Below are 16985 nucleotides of genomic sequence, written 5' to 3' on the forward strand. Positions count from 1 at the left end.
ACTGATGGTGCCTGCGTATTCGTGCCTCGATTGGCCGCATGCGCCTTGGACGGCCCCCTACAAGGAAATTGCTTCGACCCCTAGAATGAACCGATGGAAGCCCAAGAGTTGCTGATAGCTTTGCACGATGAGTCGGCTGGATATGAAATCTCGCCCGACCGAGTGCCCCTGTCCGTGCTGCGCAGCTTTACCCGGGACGTGGATGAATTTCTTCGCGGCGACGGCAATGACGTCGATACCAACGCGCTCGATATTTCTATCGAAAAAGGATCGCTGGCCATTCGCACGGCGCCTACGGCCAATCCTGTCTTGCTGAACGATCTGCGAAAGCTCGCCAACGGTCAAGAGATGGATGGCGTCGGCTTGAAGCGACGCGCGGTGATCGAGCGCTGGCAAAAAGGCGCGCGCGGCGGTCGTCGATGGCGCGTGAGTATTGCAGCGGATTTTCTGCCCGCTGCCATCGTGATCAGTGCCGAATCCGACTTCAGGGCCGACGATGCGGATCAGTGGGTACGTGTCGAGCGCTATGTGCGCGGTGAAATCGAAGACATGGGTGGCCATGCAAAGCCCAACGCCCACATTCGTCTGCCGGACGGCAAGGCATTGCTGGTTGATGCAGCCCGTGAAATGCTGCGAGATGAAAAAGTCAATCGTCTCTACAAGCCAGCGATGATCCGGATCGTTGCGGAATACAACGTCATGACACGCGAGTATCGAGGCGCCAAGCTCTTGGAGTTCGTCGAGCACGAGAGCCGGCTCGATGAAAAAGACCTGGATCGTTTGACTCAACGCGGGGCCAAGGCATGGCGCGATGTGCCTGATGCGGGTGCTTGGATCGACGAGCTTCGGGGAAGCAAGGAGTGAGCGCGATTCTGCTCGACACGAGCTACCTGATCTCGCTAGCCGATCCGACGCGTGCTCATCATCAAGCTGCGGTCAGCTATCTTCGAGAAGCCCTGAAGCGCGGCGTACCGCTGTATCTATCGGCAATTGCGGCTTCGGAATTCCAGGTTAAGCAAGCAGTGACCGATTTGCCCTTGCGCAATTTCGAAGTGCTCCCTTTCAACATCGACCACGCCATGACCGCAGGGTTGCTGATGCGCGATCTCAAGAGAGATGGCAACGATGATCGAAGTGCCGTCAAGGACGACATCAAGCTGATCGCCCAGGCAATCTGCGAATCGTTGACGCATATCCTCACAGAGGATGCTCAAACTTTGGTGAAGTACCTACGCAGACTGAACGACGCTGGTACCAGCGTCGTGAAGCCGATCTTGTTGGCCGACGGCTTCGACTCCGCCTGGTTTGACAATGGCCAACGAGGACTCCTGGGCGACCTTCGCGTTTGAGTCGTGATTGAGCGTCAGTGCTCAATCATCGTTCAATCAGTTTGTCAGCAGCCGCTTCAGATACCGCCCCGTGTGGCTCGCCTCGTTCGCCGCGATGTCTTCCGGCGTGCCTTCGCCCACCACCATGCCGCCGCCGGCACCGCCTTCGGGGCCCATGTCGATGAGCCAGTCGGCCGTCTTGATGACGTCGAGGTTGTGCTCGATCACGACGATGGTGTTGCCCGCGTCGCGCAATTGGTGCAGCACCTTCAGCAGCAGCTCGATGTCGGCGAAGTGCAGGCCGGTGGTCGGCTCGTCGAGGATGTACAGCGTGCGGCCGGTGTCGCGCTTGCTGAGCTCCAGCGCCAGCTTCACGCGCTGCGCCTCGCCGCCCGACAGCGTGGTGGCCGACTGGCCGAGCTTGATGTAGCTCAGGCCCACGTCGAGCAGCGTGCGCAGCTTGCGCTCGATGGTCGGCACGGCCTTCAGGAACTCGTGCGCGGTCTCTACCGTCATCTCGAGGATCTGCGCGATGTTCTTGCCCTTGTAGAGCACCTCCAGCGTCTCGCGGTTGTAGCGCTGACCGTGGCAGACCTCGCAGGGCACGTACACGTCGGGCAGGAAGTGCATCTCGACCTTCACCACGCCGTCGCCCTGGCAGGCCTCGCAGCGCCCGCCCGCCACGTTGAAGCTGAAGCGGCCCGGGCCGTAGCCGCGCTCGCGCGCGGTGTTGGTCTCGGCCATCAGCTCGCGGATGGGCGTGAACAGGCCCGTGTAGGTAGCCGGGTTGCTGCGCGGCGTGCGGCCGATGGGGCTTTGGTCGACGTTGATGACCTTGTCGAAATACTCGATGCCCTCGACCGATTCGTGCGCAGCCGGTTCTTCGTGCGCGCGGTACAGCGTGCGCGCAACGGCGGTGTAGAGCGTGTCGTTCACCAGCGTCGACTTGCCCGAGCCCGAGACGCCCGTCACGCAGGTCAGCAGGCCGACCGGGAAGGCGACGCTCACGTTCTTCAGGTTGTTGCCGGTGGCGCCGACGACGCGAATTTCCTGCAGGTCGGTCTGCGTGGCCAGGTGAGCGGCCTCGCGTGCGGCGCGGCGTTCGGCTGCGGGGCTCGGCGGAAAGCGCGAGGCCTTCTTGCCTTCGTTGAATGCAGGCTTGTTCACCACGGGCAGCCATGCGGTGCGGTGCTTCGGCACTTCGATCTTGCGCGTGCCCGACAGGTACTGGCCGGTGAGCGAGTCGGGGTTGGATGAAACCTCGGCATACGTGCCCTGCGCCATCACGCGCCCGCCGTGCACGCCCGCGCCGGGGCCCATGTCGATCACGTGGTCGGCGGCGTGGATCATGTCCTCGTCGTGCTCGACCACGATCACGCTGTTGCCGATGTCGCGCAGATGCTTCAGCGTGCCGATGAGCCGGTCGTTGTCGCGCTGGTGCAGGCCGATGCTGGGCTCGTCGAGCACGTACATCACGCCTGTGAGGCCCGAGCCGATCTGCGACGCAAGCCGGATGCGCTGCGCCTCGCCGCCCGAGAGCGTCTCGGCGCTGCGGTCCAGGCTCAGGTAGTTCAGGCCCACGTCGTTCAGGAATTTCAGGCGCAGGCCGATCTCGCGCACCACCTTGTCGGCGATGTCGGCCTTGGCGCCGCGCAGCTTGAGCGTATGGAACCACGCGAGCGAATCGCGCAGCGTGAGGCGGCTGAGCTCGAAGATCGCCATGCGCGGCGGTTCGCTGCCGTCGGCCGGGCGGTTCGATTCGTCGACCAGGAACACGTTGCGCGCTTCGGGGCGAAGGCGCGAGCCACCGCAATCGGGGCAGGGCTGCAGATTGCGAAAGCGCGCGAGGTCTTCGCGCACCATCACCGAATCGGTCTCGCGGTAGCGCCGCGCCATGTTCGGGATGATCCCCTCGAAGGGATGCTTCTTCGTGAGCTTCTTGCCCGCGAAGTTGCCCGATTCCATGGTGTAGTTGAACTTGATCTCCTCGGCGGCCGAACCGTGCAGCAGTACCTGTTGCACCGAGGCCGGCAATGACTCGAAGGGCGCGTCGACGTCGAACTTGTAGTGCTTCGCGACGCTCTCGATCATGCTGAAGTAATAGCCGTTGCGGCGGTCCCAGCCCTTGATGGCGCCGCTGGCCAGCGACAGCGAAGGAAAGGCCACCACGCGCGCCGGATCGAACACCTCGCGGTGGCCGAGGCCGTCGCAGCTGGGGCACGCGCCCACGGGCGAGTTGAACGAGAAGAGGCGCGGCTCCAGCTCCGACAGCGAATAGTGGCAGATCGGGCAGGCGAACTTGGCGTTGAACAGGTGCTCTTTATCAGCCGCACCTTCGGCGCCCAGTTCGAGCGCAATGGCGCGGCCTTCGGCCAGGCGCAGCGCAGCCTCGAAGCTCTCGGCCAGGCGCTGCTGCATGTCGGCGCGCGCGCGCAGGCGGTCGATGACCACGTCGATGTCGTGTTTCTCGGTCTTCTTGAGCTTGGGCAGGTCGTTGTATTCGTAGGTCTGCCCGTCCACGCGAAAGCGCACGTAGCCGGCCGCCTGCATCTCGGCGAAGAGTTCGAGGAACTCACCCTTCTTCTCGCGCGCCACGGGTGCCAGGATCATCAGGCGCGGCTCGCCGGGCAATGCCAGCGTGGCATCGACCATCTGCGAGACCGTCTGCGCCTGCAGCGGCAGGTGGTGGTCGGGGCAGTAGGGCGTGCCGGCGCGGGCGTACAGCAGGCGCAGGTAGTCGTGGATCTCGGTCACGGTGCCCACGGTGGAGCGCGGGTTGTGGCTGGTGGCCTTCTGCTCGATGCTGATGGCGGGCGACAGGCCCTCGATCACGTCGACGTCGGGCTTGTCCATGAGCTGCAGGAACTGCCGCGCATAGGCCGACAGGCTCTCGACGTAGCGCCGCTGCCCTTCGGCATACAGCGTGTCGAAGGCCAGGCTCGACTTGCCCGAGCCCGACAGGCCGGTGATCACCACCAGCTTGTTGCGCGGGATGTCGAGATCGACGTTCTTCAGGTTGTGGGTGCGCGCGCCGCGGATGCTGATGCGCTGCTGTGCGAGCACTGCGCCGAGGTAGGTGGCGCGTTCGCGCTCCGCATCGCGTGCGCTTTCGGCGTCGGCTGCGGTGTCTTCAGTGGATATTGAATTCAAGGGGGCGATCGTCCGAGGGCAACCGGACATGATAGACCGCCGCGCATTTCATGGCGAGTGGCCGGGCTCTGCAGGCTTGGGCGGATGCACCGGCTCGGTGCTGCCCCTGCTGCCCGTACTGCTTATGGCCCGGCCGACCATGTGCTCGGCCAGCGTGTCGTACAGCGGGCGGCTGATCATCCGCGAGACCAGGCTGGCCAGCATGGCCGCGGCCATCAGGCTCAGCACCATCGAGTGGCCGTCGACCATCTCCATCACGATGATGAAGGCGGTGAGTGGTGCCTGCGTCACCGCCGCCAGGAAGCCGGCCATGCCCATGGCGATGAGCGCCGGCCCCTGGTCGCTGCTGGCCAGCCGGGCCACAGCGTCGCCGATGCCCGCGCCGATCGACAGCGACGGCGCGAAGATGCCGCCCGGCACGCCGCACCAGGCCGTGAGCCAGGTGGCGATGAACTTGAGCACGGTGTAGAGCGGCGTGAGCTCGTCGTGGCCCTGCAGCATCTGCTTGACCGCCTCGGAGCCCGCGCCGAAGGTGACGCCGCCCGTCGCCAGCCCGATGACGGCCACGGCCAGCCCGCCGCAGGCCGCGAACCGCACCGGAAAGCGCGCCCGCCAGCGGTTGAAGCGCCCGGACGCGCCCGTGAGCGAGGCGATCAGCAGCCGCGCGAACAGCCCGCCGGCCGCGCCGCTCAGCAGGGTGACCAGCAGGCCGGGTCCGAGCACGTCCCAGCCCAGCCGGGGTACACGGATCACGCCGAAGTAGCTGGTATTGCCGAAGGCCGACACCGCCACCAGGCCCGCCAGCACGATGGCCGTGATGATCAGGCCGCTGGAGCGCGCCTCGAGCCGGCCCGACAGCTCCTCGATGGCGAAGACCACGCCCGCCAGCGGCGCATTGAAGGCTGCCGCGATGCCCGCTGCACCGCCGGCAACCAGCAGCGCCCGCCCATCGATGGTGGTGTTGGGCGAGAGCCAGCGGCGCGCATGCTGCATGACCCCCGCCGCCACCTGGACCGAAGGCCCCTCTCGCCCGATCGAAAGGCCGGCCGCGAAGCCCGCCGCGCCCAGCCCGATCTTGGCGACCGTGAGCCGCAGCGAGGCAAAAACGAAGCGCCGCTCTTCGGGCAGGGCCGGATTCAGGGCCGCCTTGATCTGCGGAATGCCCGAACCGCCCGCGCCGGGGAAGAAGCGCAATGTGAACCAGACGATGCCGGCCGTGAGCAGCGGTGTCGTCAGCAGCACCGCCCAGGGCCAGGCGGCGTAGAAGCGGTGGAATTCGCCAAAGACCCAGTCGCTGGCCAGCGTGAAGCCCACCACGAACAGCCCGGCTGCGATGGCGTAGCCCAGCACGATCGCCCGGTCGAGCCAGACGCGGCCGTTCGACAGCTCGGCGCGCAGATGCTCGAAAAAGTCTGGTTCGCGGTTCATCGGAGAGGCCCATTCTGGCACTTGGCGGGAGTGCGGCCGATCGCCTTGGGGCACAATCGAGGGTTCTTCTCAACCTCCTCCTTCATCTACTTATCAGGGGCAGTGCATATGGCATCGGTCAATAAAGTCATCGTCGTCGGCAATCTGGGGCGCGACCCCGAAATGCGTACCTTCCCGAGCGGCGACCAGGTCGCGAACGTCACAGTGGCCACCACCGATCGCTGGAAAGACAAGCAAAGCGGCGAAATGCGCGAAGCCACCGAGTGGCACCGCATCGTCTTCAACGGCCGCCTGGCCGAAATCGCCGGCCAGTACCTGCGCAAGGGCTCGCAGGTGTATGTCGAAGGAAGCCTGCGCACGCGCAAGTGGACCGACAAGGACGGCATCGAAAAGTACACCACCGAGATCCGCGCCGACCAGATGCAGATGCTCGGCAGCCGTCAGGGCCAGGGCGGCCCGTCGGGCGGTCCCGAGGACGACGGCGGCTACTCGCAGGGTGGCGGCGGTGGTTATTCGCAAGGCGGCAATGGCGGTGGTGGTGGCGGCGGTTACGCCCCGCGCGCGCCGGCAGCCGCTCCGCGCGCTGCGGCGCCGGCTCCGCGCCAGGCACCGGCCAAGTCGTCGTCGGGCTTCGACGACATGGACGACGACATTCCGTTCTGATCCGGACCTTCGCAGGTTCACAAGCAAAGAGCCGCTTCCCGAAAGGGAGCGGCTCTTTCTATTTGGGCAGGCCAGTCACGCGTGGCGCCGACCCGCGGGCATCAGCAACTGCTGCACGCCGACGTGCACTTCCATTTCGTGCATGTGCGTTTCGGCATCGACCATGTGCTCGGTCATCAGGCGGTGCACGGCGTCGGCATCCTCATCGCGGAAGGCCTGCAGCAGCCTGGTGTGAAAGCCCAGGTTGGCTTCGCCGAAGTGGCGGTGCTCCCACGCATTCTTGTAGACCATGAGGTCGCGCAGCAGGTCGTTGAGAAAGCGGCACATGAAGGCGAGCAGGGCGTTGGGACACTTGTCCGCCAGCAGGTTGTGAAACTCCAGCTCGGCGACGCGTTGTGCACGCAACTCGATGTCGTTGCGAGGCTCCTGCTCGCACAGGCGGATGGTCTGCTCGATCAGATCCAGTTGCTTCGCGTCGAGCCGGCCGACGACGCTGACCGCGAGTTCGGGCTCCAGGATCTTGCGCAACTGGTAGATGTGATGCCCGTCCAGGTGGTGGAAGTGCAGGAAGTTTCTCAGCGGCTCTGACGCGTGATCCAGCGAGACCTGCTGGAGATAGGCGCCGCCGGCCGGGCCTGTGCGCGTCTTGATCAGGCCGCGCACTTCCAGTGCCTTCAGTCCCTCCCGCATCGTGCTTTTCGAGACGCCGAAAAGCTCGACGAGCTCTTTCTCGTTCGGTAGCCGGTCGCCCGGCTGCTTGCGCTCCGTAACGATCCAGCGCTTCACGTCTTCGACGACGAGGTCCGAGAGCTTGGGGCGTTTTCTTGCGCGTTGACCAATGGGCATGCCCTGTTCCTTGGGGAGCTCCCGAGCGGAGCCGATCGCCCATGATAAATCGATGCAATTGAATGCAATTGAGTCAAAAACATGCGCAATAGGCCGGTGATCGGGCTTGTTCGGGCATCGAACTTGCTATGTAATGCTCCTATTTATATGTTTTATACGGATAAATAGTAGGCATATCGAAGAAGCTCAATTCCCAGCCCCACGTGACTCTCTCAAAGGAAAAATCATGAAATCAAGCGAACCTTTGCAAGCCCACTCGAGACTCTGGAACGACGACCTGGCGCCCACGCGGCCCGAGCAGCGCACCTGGCGCTGGTATCACTTCGCCGCGCTCTGGGTGGGCATGGTGATGTGCATTCCCGCCTACACCCTGGCCGCCGGTTTGATCGAGTCCGGCATGTCCTGGTCCGAGGCCGTCGGCACGGTCTTCCTGGGCAACTTCATCGTGCTGATCCCGATGCTGCTGATCGGGCATGCGGGCGTGAAGTACGGCATTCCCTACGCGGTGCTCGCGCGTGCCTCGTTCGGCACCCGGGGCGCCCGCATACCGGCGCTGCTGCGCGCGCTCGTGGCATGCGGCTGGTACGGTATCCAGACTTGGTTCGGCGGGATGATGATCTACACGCTGGTCGGCGTGCTGATCGGCCATCCGCTCGAAGGCGAGAAGATCGCCTGGCTGGGCATCAACTTCTTCCAGCTGGCGAGCTTCCTTGTCTTCTGGGCGCTCCAGTTCTATTTCGTCATTCACGGCATCGAATCGATCCGCAAGCTCGAGACGTACACGGCGCCGCTGAAGATCCTCATCTGCTTCGTGCTGCTGGCGTGGGCGCTCAACCGCGCCGGAGGCCTGGGCCCGATCCTGCAGCAGCCCTCGCAGTTCGTCGAAGGCGGCAAGAAGGCGGGTCAGTTCGCAGCGGTCTTCTGGCCGTCGCTGACGGCCATGGTGGGCTTCTGGGCCACCCTTGCGCTGAACATTCCCGACTTCACGCGCTTCGCGAAATCGCAGCGCGACCAGATCGTCGGGCAGGCGGTCGGGTTGCCCGTTCCCATGGGGCTGCTCGCGGCCCTTGCGGTGGTCGTCACCTCCGCCACGGTCGTGATCTACGGCAAGGCGATCTGGGACCCGGTCGACCTGGCCAGCCGCATGACGGGCGCGGCCGTGCTCATCGCACTGATCGTGCTGCTGGTCGATACCGTCAGCGTCAACCTGGCGGCCAACCTGGTGGGCCCGGCCTACGATTTCTCGGCGTTGAATCCGCGGGCCATCTCGTACCGCACGGGGGGCTACATCACGGCCGGTATCGCGGTCGCGATGATGCCGTGGAAGCTGCTCGAATCCACGCAGGGCTACATCTTCACGTGGCTGATCGGCTACTCCGCGCTGCTCGGGCCGATCGCCGGCATCCTGATTGCCGACTACTACATCGTCCGCCGCACGCAGCTGCAAGTGAACGACCTGTACAGCGACCATGGCGAGTACCGGTACAGGAACGGGTGGAACCCTGCTGCAATCGCAGCGTTCATCGCCGGTGTCCTGCCCAATCTCCCCGGATTCCTCAATGCGGCGCTGCCGAGCGTCTTTCCGACCGTGCCCGAAGTCTTCAAGACGATCTACACCTACGCATGGTTCGCGGGCATCGCCATCTCGACCGTCGTGTACGTTGCGTCGATGCGGCTGCAGAAGCAGACGACGGTGCCGCAACAGACCAGGCCTTCGGAGGCTTGAGCATGACGAACGCGCTCTTGATCCGAGGCGGGATCGTCGTCAACGCCGACCGGGAGTTCACAGCCGACGTGCTGTGCGTCGAAGGGCAGATTGCCGCCATCGGCATCGATGCCGCACGCCAGGCGCCGGTCGGCGCGGTGCAGCTGGACGCTTCCGGGCAGTACGTGCTGCCCGGCGGCATCGACCCTCACACGCACATGCAGCTGCCGTTCATGGGCACGGTCACGATGGACGATTTCTTCACCGGCACGGCCGCGGGCCTGGCCGGCGGGACCACGACCATCCTCGACTTCGTGATCCCCAACGCGCAGCAGTCCCTGATGGAAGCCTATGGCACCTGGAGGGAATGGGCGCGCAAGTCCGCCGCGGACTACGGCTTCCACGTCGCCATCACCTGGTGGGACGAGAGCGTGCACCGCGACATGGGCACCCTGGTGAATGAAGAAGGCGTGAGCAGCTTCAAGCACTTCATGGCCTACAAGAACGCCATCATGTGCGACGACGAGATCCTGGTGAAGAGCTTTCGCCGCGCACTCGAACTCGGTGCCATGCCCACGGTGCATGCCGAGAACGGCGAGCTTGTCTACTTTCTCCAGCAGGAGCTGGCCCGCAAGGGCGTAACCGGACCCGAGGGCCACCCGCGGTCGCGCCCGCCCGCGGTCGAGGCCGAGGCGGCCCAGCGGGCCATTGCCATCGCCGACGTGCTGGGCGTTCCCCTGTACGTCGTGCACGTGTCCTGCATGGAGGCGGCCGACGCAATTGCGCGCGCCCGCGCGGCCGGGCAACGGGTCTACGGCGAAGTCCTTGCAGGCCACCTGGTGGTCGAGGAGAGCGTCTATCGCGCGCCAGACTTTGCCAGCGCTGCTGCACACGTGATGAGCCCGCCATTCCGCTCGAAGGCGCACCAGGAGTTTCTCTGGCGCGGCCTCCAGTCGGGCAGCCTGCAGACCACCGCGACCGATCACTGCACCTTCTGCGCGGCCCAGAAGGCCGCCGGAAAGGACGACTTCGCCAAGATACCGAACGGCTGCGGCGGCATCGAGGAACGCATGGCCGTGATCTGGGATGCTGGCGTCAACTCCGGTCGGCTGACGCCCAGCGAATTCGTCGCCGTCACATCGACCAATGCGGCCAGGCTCTTCAACCTGTATCCCCGCAAGGGCCTGATCGCCCAGGGGGCCGATGCCGACCTCGTGCTGTGGGACCCGCAGGCCTCCAAGACCCTTTCGGCGGCAACGCAGCACTCCAGGGGCGACTTCAACATCTTCGAAGGACGCACCGTGCGCGGCATTCCGACGCACACGGTCAGCCAGGGGCGCGTGGTGTATGCCAACGGCGACCTGCGCGCAGAGCGGGGCGCGGGCCGCTATCTGCCGCGCCCTGCATTTGGTGCCAATTTCCAGGCGCTCGACAAACGTGCAAAGCAGCAGTTCGCTCCAATGGCGGCGAAGCCTTGAGCAGGCTGTGCTCGAACCCCGGCGCTGCGCGCAAGCCATGGCCGGTGGGGACGCAGTGGAGCTGAGCGACCATGGGTTGAAGCTCTCCATCGATCGCCGCAAAGGCCGCGCAAGCTCGCTGGTCAGCCAGCTTGTGGACGGCATTGCCGAGGCGATCGGGCAGCGCAGGATTCTGTCCGGCGAGAAGCTGCCATCCGTGCGGCAGATGGCAATGCATCTGCAGCTCAGCACCTTCACCATTGCACAGGCGTACCAGCGGCTGGTGTCGCTCGGCATGATCGCGTCGCGCCCCGGCGCCGGATTCATCGTGGCGAGCCAGGTCACGATGGAGCCTGCACCGCAGCTGCGCGTGCCACCGTCCGGCCCCAACGATGCGTGGCTCCTGTCGGAGGTGTTCTCCGACCAGACGGCATCCATCAAGGCCGGCTGCGGGTGGCTTCCATCGGGCTGGCTCGACGGCATCGAATTCGGCCGGGCCCTGCGATCGCTGAGCCGCACCATGAAGAGCCAGGTCGGCGGGTACGGCCAGCCCTTCGGCGATGCCAGCCTGCGGTCGCGCGTGGCCTTCGAGCTGGCGCGCTTCGGCGTGCCTGCCGACATCAACTCGGTGCTGATCACGCAGGGCGCCACGCAGGCCATCGACCTCGTCATCCGCTTTCTCCTCAAGCCAGGCGACGTCGTCGTGGTCGAGGACCCCTGCTATTGCAACCTGCTCGAACGGCTGAAGCTGGCGCGCGTGCAGCTGCTGTCCGTGCCTCGCACGCCGGCCGGCCTGGACACCGACGTGCTGGAGGCCCTGGTGCAGAAGCACAAGCCCAAGGCCCTCTTCGTGAGCTCCGCGCTGCACAACCCCACGGGCACGTCGATCACCTTGCCGATGGCCTACAAGGTGCTCCAGATTGCGCAGCGCACGCAGATGCTCATCGTCGAGAACGACGTGAGCCGGGGGCTCGCTCCGCCCGACGCACCGATGCTGGCCGCCATGGCGGGCCTCGGGCCGGTCATCCACATCGGCGGATTCTCAAAGACCATTTCGCCGCTGCTGCGCGTGGGCTTCATCGCGGCCGATGCGGCCACCCTCGAAGCGCTGGTGCACCTGAAGATGGTCACGGGGCTCACTTCTTCCGCGGTCACGGAAAAGGCCGTTCACCAGATTCTTGTCGACAGCGCCTATCGCCAGCATCTCGAACGGCTGCGCCATCGCCTGGCGGATGTGCACACGCAGATCGAGCGAAAGCTCTGCGCTGCCGGCGTGGAACTGTTCCATCGCCCGCGCGGAGGCCTCTTTCTCTGGGGGCGCCTGCCGATCGATCCTGCCGAGGCCAGGGAAGTGACGGCACGCGCACTCAGGCAGGGCATCTGGCTCGCCCCGGGCATGTACTTCAGCGCATCGGACACCGCCAGCGCCTGGTTCCGTTTCAACGTGGCCTATTGCGACACGGACAGGTTCTGGCAGTTCCTGTCCGCGCTATGAGCGCGTTCTCATGAGAGAACCGCCTCGATCAGAAAAGGCCCCCTGCGCTTCAGCGCGCCGACGAAGACCTTGATGAACTCTTCCGCCGTGGAAGCACGCGCGGCTTCCACGCCCATGCCCTTTGCCAGCGAGACCCAATCGAGAATGGGATCGGTGAGGTCGAAGCTGCCGCGCGTCTGGTGCTCGGGGGGCTTCACGCCCATGCGCCGCATCTCGTCGATCAGCAGCGCGTACTTCCTGTTGGCCAGAACGATCGTGATCGCGTCGAGGTTCTCGTGCGCCTGCGTCCAGAGCCCCTGCAGCGTGTACATGCCGCTGCCGTCGGCTTGAAGCGTGATCACCTTTCTGTCGGGGCAGGCGATGGCAGCGCCCGTTGCGAGCGGAATCCCGATGCCGATCGAGCCGCCGGTAATCTGCAGCCAGTCGTGCGGTGCCGCGTCGTACGACTTGGCAAAAAGCTGCGTCACGGAAGACAGGGCCTCGTCGCAGACGATGGCGTTGTCCGGCAGCAGCCGGGCAATCAGCTCCGCGAGCGCTTCGTTCGTGAGTGGGCCTAGTGGAAGATGTGGCTGGTCGCGGCGTCTTGCGGGCGGGGGCTCGTCCAGGACCAACCGGGCCGAAGCGAAGTATTCCGCGAGACCTTCGATGGCCGCAGCAACATCGCCCCCCGGTTCGCACAGCTCGATCACTTCGCAATCGTCGCGAAGCAGGCGGCTCGGCATGCCCGGATGCGCAAAGAATGCCACCGGCCGCTCGGCGCCGATCATGACGATCGCATCGAACTGCCCCAGCTGGGCCACGGCCAGGTCCGTCGCGTAGGCCACGCGCGGCACGGCGGGCCTTCCTGCCCCGCGTGCCATGCGCGCATTCGCAAAGGGGGCCAGCAGGCTGGCGCCGGTCTTGCGCGCGATCTCGGAAGCGAGCGCAAGGGTTTCCTGCCGCAGTGCGCGGCCACCGAGAAACAACGCCGTCTTCCGGTCGCTGCGCAGCAGGGCCACGGCCCGCTGTTCCTTCTCGCGATCGGGAGGCGGCGGTGAGTCTGCGAATCTTGTGAGACTCGGTGGCTGCACCGGATCGGCATCGCCCCAGGTGACTTCCGCGGGCACGACCAGCGTGGCGACACCGGGCAGCGACCTGGCTGCCCGGCACGCGTCGGAAACGCTCGAGGCAATGTCATGCACGGAGCCGATGCGTCCGTACCAGTTCGACATCGGCTTGGCGAGGCTTTCGATGTCGGAGGTCAGCGGAGCGTTGAAGGGCAGGTGGTGCGTCGCATGGTCGCCGACGATGTTGACGATGGGCGTCCTGGCACGCCTGGCGTTGTGAAGGTTCGCCAGCCCGTTGCCCAGGCCCGGGCCCAGGTGCAGCAGGGTCGCGGCGGGCTTGTCGGTCATGCGCCCATAGCCGTCGGCCGCGCCCGTGACCACGCCTTCGAAAAGGCCCAGCACGCAGCGCAGGTCCGCCCGGCGCTCCATGCCGGCCACGAGGTGGAGCTCGGAGGTTCCCGGGTTGGCAAAACACACCTCGACGCCCGAGGCGATCAAGGTTTCGCAAATGACATCGGAACCGTTCAATTCGTTCTCCTTTTTTCTTCAGCCCGTGCGGCGTTGCTGCGTGGGTGCTGCGGCGTCGATGTGCAGCGGGCAGCGGGTCAGCTTCTCGTCGTTCGTGTCCGTGAAGACGTACTGCTTCCACTCGAGGTCGCCCCGGTGGTAGGTGCCGACGACGTCCGGCGCCGGCTGCCCGTCGTACAGCTCCACCTGCCGACGGATTCGCTGCCTCACCTTGTCGCCTTCCGGCGTGGGGCCGGCGAGCAGGTCGAAGCCCGCCCGCGGCTGCGTGACCATGGCCAGCGATCGACCGAGATTGCGGCTCTTGCGGTGCCGGTGCGCCGGCGCACTGACGTTGATGAAGAGCGGAACGCCCGCGAAGCACAGACTCCAGAACGGCTGCTCGGGGTCGGTGGGGATCTCGGGCGGCCACGGTTCGGGATCGTTGTCGACCCAGTCCTGCATCACGTGCCAGGCGGTCTGGTGGTAGTGATCGAGCGCCCGCTCCTGTGCTTCGGGCTTGAACAGGATCACCAGCACGTTCATGGATTCCTCGATCCCCGTCATCACCGAAACCGTCTTCAGGTATTCGCGCAGCCCCTGGCGCACGCGAGCGAGTTCGAGCGGATCGGTGTCGGAGCCCGCGAAGACGAAATGCAGCGTGTTCGTGCGGAACGCCGCGCGTGCGAAGTTGCATGGAAACTTGCTCGGCTCCCGCAGGTAGCCGCTGAAATCGTCCAGGCTCGCCTTGGCCCATGGGTAGGCGTGGTAGGCGTTGTCGGCGCTGTCCACCCATTCGATGGCCTCCTGGTGAGTCAGCGTGACCTTGGGTGGAAGCGCCGCGGGCGGCGCGGCCACCTCGGTGCACCAAGACGAATATTCCGGGTATCCGCCCGTCACCGTCGTCAGGTAGTGCGCCTGCAGCTGGCGGGTGATGGGCCCCACCTCGCCGTCGCCGATGGGCAGACGATCGACGGAAGTCACGGGGAGTATCTCGAACAGGGTGCCGCACATCAGGACTTCATCGGAAATCAGCAATTCGGTGCGGTCGATTTCGCGCTCCACGACTTGCAGCCCCAATTTCTCCCTGGCCAGCACGATCAGTGTGTCGCGGGTCAGGCTTTCCAGGATATCGGCGAATGTCGGAGGCGTGATCAAGACGCCGTCCCTGATGATGAAAAGACACGCCGCCGGGCCTTCGGACACCTTGCCCCTGTTATTCAGGATGATTGCGATATCAAAACCGTTATCGCGCGCTTCATTTTGTGCAAGACGGCTGTTTTGGTAATTGGCTGCTACCTTGGCGCGCGGCGGTATGCAGTCGTCGGAAATCCGGCGCCAGGTGGAAATAGCAGCGGCAACGCCTTTTTCTATCTTCGGGGAGCGCGGCAGCGGAATTGCGGTAATGTGCGCGCCCGTGTCTTCGGTAGCAACCAGTGGCTCGCCGGGGCCGGAATATCTGAAATACGTCGACAGGTTGATTTGCGCGTGCGCCTGAAATTCGCAGCGGCTCAGCAACTCGATCGTCGCCTGCCGGAGCGTTGGCGTATCGAAGCGCGACTTCATTCGCATGATCTTCATCGACTGCTCGAGCCGCTTCAGATGGTCGTCCAGGCGGAAGATGTACGATTTTTTCGTGGATTCGTCCCAATAAGCCCGAAGCCCTTCGAATATGTTCGCACCAAAAAATCCAGCCTGGGTGCGAACATGCAAAGTGCATTGCTCCCAATTGACAAATTCACCGTCCATCCACGCGATGCTGGGGTGCGGTGCTGGAAATATCGATCGACCGGAATTGCTGTCCATAAAATCTCCAGGAGATGAAGAAAAGAAAATCCGAGGCGATAAACAGCCTTCGGCATCGGTTGGGCCAAAAAGTCCCTGTCGGGATTGGTGATTTGTCGAATTAAATAAAAAGGATTAATTGTCCGGATTTGCTCTAAAAGAAGATTGAAGAATAAAAACAATTGAAGCCGAGCGGATCGTACGGTGCCTTGTCGAAGGCATTCCATTTACGGTTCAAATCGTTATAAATAACTGTATTGGCACCAAAGTGGGGGCTGTATTGGTGGCGCAATTCGGCCGTCGGCGCCGCCCGGGCTGCCGCCGATGGCGTGCCCGCAGTCAGGAATTCAGGGGGTGGAAGAGGCGGCCGGCTTGCGGCGCGCCTTTACGTGCTGTGGGGCTTCCCGCGTTCCGCCCAACGCGCGATCAGCAGGGTTTCGATGTCGTGCACGCGCCGCCCTGTCGCGCGCGCAATCGCCTCGCGGTAGGGCGGCATGTTGGTGCACTCGAGCACGATGTCCTCGACCGATGGCGACAGGTCCATGAGGCGGCATGCGGCATCGACCACATTCCGGCCGGCCTCCTCGAGGTCGAGCTGCGTTTCGTTGTTGAGGATGCGCCGATGGAACTCGCACCCCGGCTCCACGCCCTGCACGGGCGTCGCCTGCGGCACGCCGGCCATGGCCAGGATGGCGGGGCTCAGTGAAGCCGCATCGAAGGTCAGGACGCCCGGCCGCGCGAAGTCCTTGCACTGCAGCAGGCTCGACGTGACGACGGGAACGGGCACCGCGTCGGCCAGCGTGTCCTGGTAGGCGGCCAGAAAGCCGCAGCTGGTCGTGATCATCGCTGCGCCCTCGTCGACCATCGCCCGCGCGGCATCGACGAAGGGCTGCAGCAGCGCAGGGTCGGCCTGCTTCACGATGCGCTCGGGCGAAGCGCCCGTGACCACATGAAACCGCACCGGAATGCCGTGCCGGCTGAAGGTCTCAGGGTTGCCGATGTCGCCCGGTGGCCGCGGAAAGCGCGTGTCGAGCATCAGCACGCCAAGGAAGGCACCGGCGTCGCGGGTCGTTGTCATCGTGGGGGCCTGCAGTCACTCCACCGTGCTGCGGCGATCGATCTTGCGGCTCAGCACGATCGAGGTCTGCGTCTGGTTGACGCCGTCGATCTGTCCCATCTGGTCGAGAAGGGTGTCGAGCTGTTCGGGGCTGCTGCACCGGAGCAGGACCATGTAGTCGAACTGGCCGCTCACGGCCCACACTTCTTCCACTTCGGGCAAACGCCCGAGCGCCTTGATGATCACGGGGGCGCTCTTCGCATTGACGCTGAGGCCGCAGAAGGCCCGCACCGCAGCTTGCTCCAGCCGCTGGCCGAGGCGCACCCCGTACCCCGAGACGATGCCATCGCGCTCCAGCCGCGCGATGCGTGCGACCACGGTGGTCCTGGCGACCTTGAGCTTGCGCGCGAGGTTGGCGGCGGGCTCGCGGGCGTTGGCTTGCAGCAGCGTCAACAGGTGACGGTCCAGGTCGTCGAGTCGTAGGTCCATGGCGGCCCTGCAGCGGAAATGAGTGGATTGTG

Annotated in this window: 13 protein-coding genes; 6 read left to right on the forward strand and 7 right to left on the reverse strand. The window is 64.9% G+C overall.

The genetic code is table 11. From position 1 onward, the window contains the following. Window positions 1-93 precede the first annotated feature (93 nt). Together AC07O3_RS28130 and AC07O3_RS28135 are read left to right on the forward strand one after the other, a co-directional pair. Window positions 94-864 (forward strand): hypothetical protein, encoded by a 771-nt coding sequence (locus AC07O3_RS28130; protein WP_426391191.1) that lies wholly within the window; start codon window positions 94-96, stop codon window positions 862-864. After that, window positions 861-1349: a type II toxin-antitoxin system VapC family toxin gene (locus tag AC07O3_RS28135; RefSeq protein ID WP_495340853.1), complete on the forward strand. Its 489-nt coding sequence runs from the start codon at window positions 861-863 to the stop codon at window positions 1347-1349. The genes AC07O3_RS28130 and AC07O3_RS28135 overlap by 4 nt, the downstream gene beginning before the upstream one ends. Before the next feature lie 36 nt (window positions 1350-1385). Here AC07O3_RS28135 and uvrA read toward each other — a convergent pair whose 3' ends face one another. Next, window positions 1386-4508, reverse strand: a complete 3123-nt coding sequence (gene uvrA, locus AC07O3_RS28140; protein WP_495340854.1) for an excinuclease ABC subunit UvrA — start codon at window positions 4506-4508, stop codon at window positions 1386-1388. A gap of 18 nt (window positions 4509-4526) precedes the next feature. Next, a complete protein-coding gene (locus AC07O3_RS28145; RefSeq protein ID WP_495340855.1) occupies window positions 4527-5906 on the reverse strand; it encodes a chloride channel protein in 1380 nt (459 codons plus the stop codon). 108 nt (window positions 5907-6014) lie between these two features. Between AC07O3_RS28145 and ssb the strand changes: the two genes are divergently transcribed. Beyond that, on the forward strand, window positions 6015-6569 hold the full coding sequence (gene ssb, locus AC07O3_RS28150) for a single-stranded DNA-binding protein (protein ID WP_093053835.1): 555 nt from the start codon (window positions 6015-6017) through the stop codon (window positions 6567-6569). A 75-nt stretch (window positions 6570-6644) separates the two neighbouring features. Here the strand turns inward: ssb and AC07O3_RS28155 are convergent, their stop codons facing one another. Beyond that, window positions 6645-7415 carry a FadR/GntR family transcriptional regulator gene (locus tag AC07O3_RS28155; RefSeq protein WP_093076867.1) on the reverse strand — a complete coding sequence of 257 codons (771 nt, stop codon included), beginning with the start codon at window positions 7413-7415 and terminating at the stop codon, window positions 6645-6647. Between the two features lie 226 nt (window positions 7416-7641). Here AC07O3_RS28155 and AC07O3_RS28160 point away from each other — a divergent pair, with 226 nt between their 5' ends. The 3 genes from AC07O3_RS28160 to AC07O3_RS28170 are packed head-to-tail and all read left to right on the forward strand — an operon-like array spanning window position 7642 to window position 12072. Beyond that, complete coding sequence (locus AC07O3_RS28160; protein ID WP_354337193.1) at window positions 7642-9141, forward strand: NCS1 family nucleobase:cation symporter-1; 1500 nt, start codon at window positions 7642-7644, stop codon at window positions 9139-9141. A 2-nt stretch (window positions 9142-9143) separates the two neighbouring features. Next, window positions 9144-10598 (forward strand): dihydropyrimidinase, encoded by a 1455-nt coding sequence (hydA, locus tag AC07O3_RS28165; RefSeq protein ID WP_495340856.1) that lies wholly within the window; start codon window positions 9144-9146, stop codon window positions 10596-10598. 7 nt (window positions 10599-10605) lie between these two features. Next, on the forward strand, window positions 10606-12072 hold the full coding sequence (locus tag AC07O3_RS28170) for an aminotransferase-like domain-containing protein (RefSeq protein ID WP_495340857.1): 1467 nt from the start codon (window positions 10606-10608) through the stop codon (window positions 12070-12072). An 8-nt stretch (window positions 12073-12080) separates the two neighbouring features. Here the strand turns inward: AC07O3_RS28170 and AC07O3_RS28175 are convergent, their stop codons facing one another. From AC07O3_RS28175 to AC07O3_RS28190, 4 genes are all read right to left on the reverse strand, one after another. Then, complete coding sequence (locus AC07O3_RS28175; RefSeq protein ID WP_495340858.1) at window positions 12081-13646, reverse strand: acetolactate synthase large subunit; 1566 nt, start codon at window positions 13644-13646, stop codon at window positions 12081-12083. Window positions 13647-13664: 18 nt separating this feature from the next. Continuing rightward, window positions 13665-15428, reverse strand: a complete 1764-nt coding sequence (locus tag AC07O3_RS28180; protein WP_495340859.1) for a branched-chain amino acid transaminase — start codon at window positions 15426-15428, stop codon at window positions 13665-13667. 364 nt (window positions 15429-15792) lie between these two features. Further along, window positions 15793-16485 (reverse strand): aspartate/glutamate racemase family protein, encoded by a 693-nt coding sequence (locus AC07O3_RS28185; RefSeq protein WP_495340860.1) that lies wholly within the window; start codon window positions 16483-16485, stop codon window positions 15793-15795. Between the two features lie 15 nt (window positions 16486-16500). Next, window positions 16501-16953, reverse strand: a complete 453-nt coding sequence (locus tag AC07O3_RS28190) for an Lrp/AsnC family transcriptional regulator (protein ID WP_093053860.1) — start codon at window positions 16951-16953, stop codon at window positions 16501-16503. Window positions 16954-16985 lie beyond the last annotated feature (32 nt).

The organism is Variovorax sp. GW821-FHT09D05, from assembly GCF_059416325.1.

What these genes read in the sequence shown, in the direction of transcription:
- AC07O3_RS28180 (WP_495340859.1), bottom strand. Translation starts at nt 15,428, where the DNA reads ATGGACAGCAATTCCGGTCGATCGATATTTCCAGCACCGCACCCCAGC.
- hydA (WP_495340856.1), top strand. Translation starts at nt 9,144, where the DNA reads ATGACGAACGCGCTCTTGATCCGAGGCGGGATCGTCGTCAACGCCGAC.
- uvrA (WP_495340854.1), bottom strand. Translation starts at nt 4,508, where the DNA reads ATGTCCGGTTGCCCTCGGACGATCGCCCCCTTGAATTCAATATCCACT.
- AC07O3_RS28145 (WP_495340855.1), bottom strand. Translation starts at nt 5,906, where the DNA reads ATGAACCGCGAACCAGACTTTTTCGAGCATCTGCGCGCCGAGCTGTCG.
- AC07O3_RS28155 (WP_093076867.1), bottom strand. Translation starts at nt 7,415, where the DNA reads ATGCCCATTGGTCAACGCGCAAGAAAACGCCCCAAGCTCTCGGACCTC.
- AC07O3_RS28160 (WP_354337193.1), top strand. Translation starts at nt 7,642, where the DNA reads ATGAAATCAAGCGAACCTTTGCAAGCCCACTCGAGACTCTGGAACGAC.
- AC07O3_RS28130 (WP_426391191.1), top strand. Translation starts at nt 94, where the DNA reads ATGGAAGCCCAAGAGTTGCTGATAGCTTTGCACGATGAGTCGGCTGGA.
- AC07O3_RS28190 (WP_093053860.1), bottom strand. Translation starts at nt 16,953, where the DNA reads ATGGACCTACGACTCGACGACCTGGACCGTCACCTGTTGACGCTGCTG.
- AC07O3_RS28185 (WP_495340860.1), bottom strand. Translation starts at nt 16,485, where the DNA reads ATGACAACGACCCGCGACGCCGGTGCCTTCCTTGGCGTGCTGATGCTC.
- ssb (WP_093053835.1), top strand. Translation starts at nt 6,015, where the DNA reads ATGGCATCGGTCAATAAAGTCATCGTCGTCGGCAATCTGGGGCGCGAC.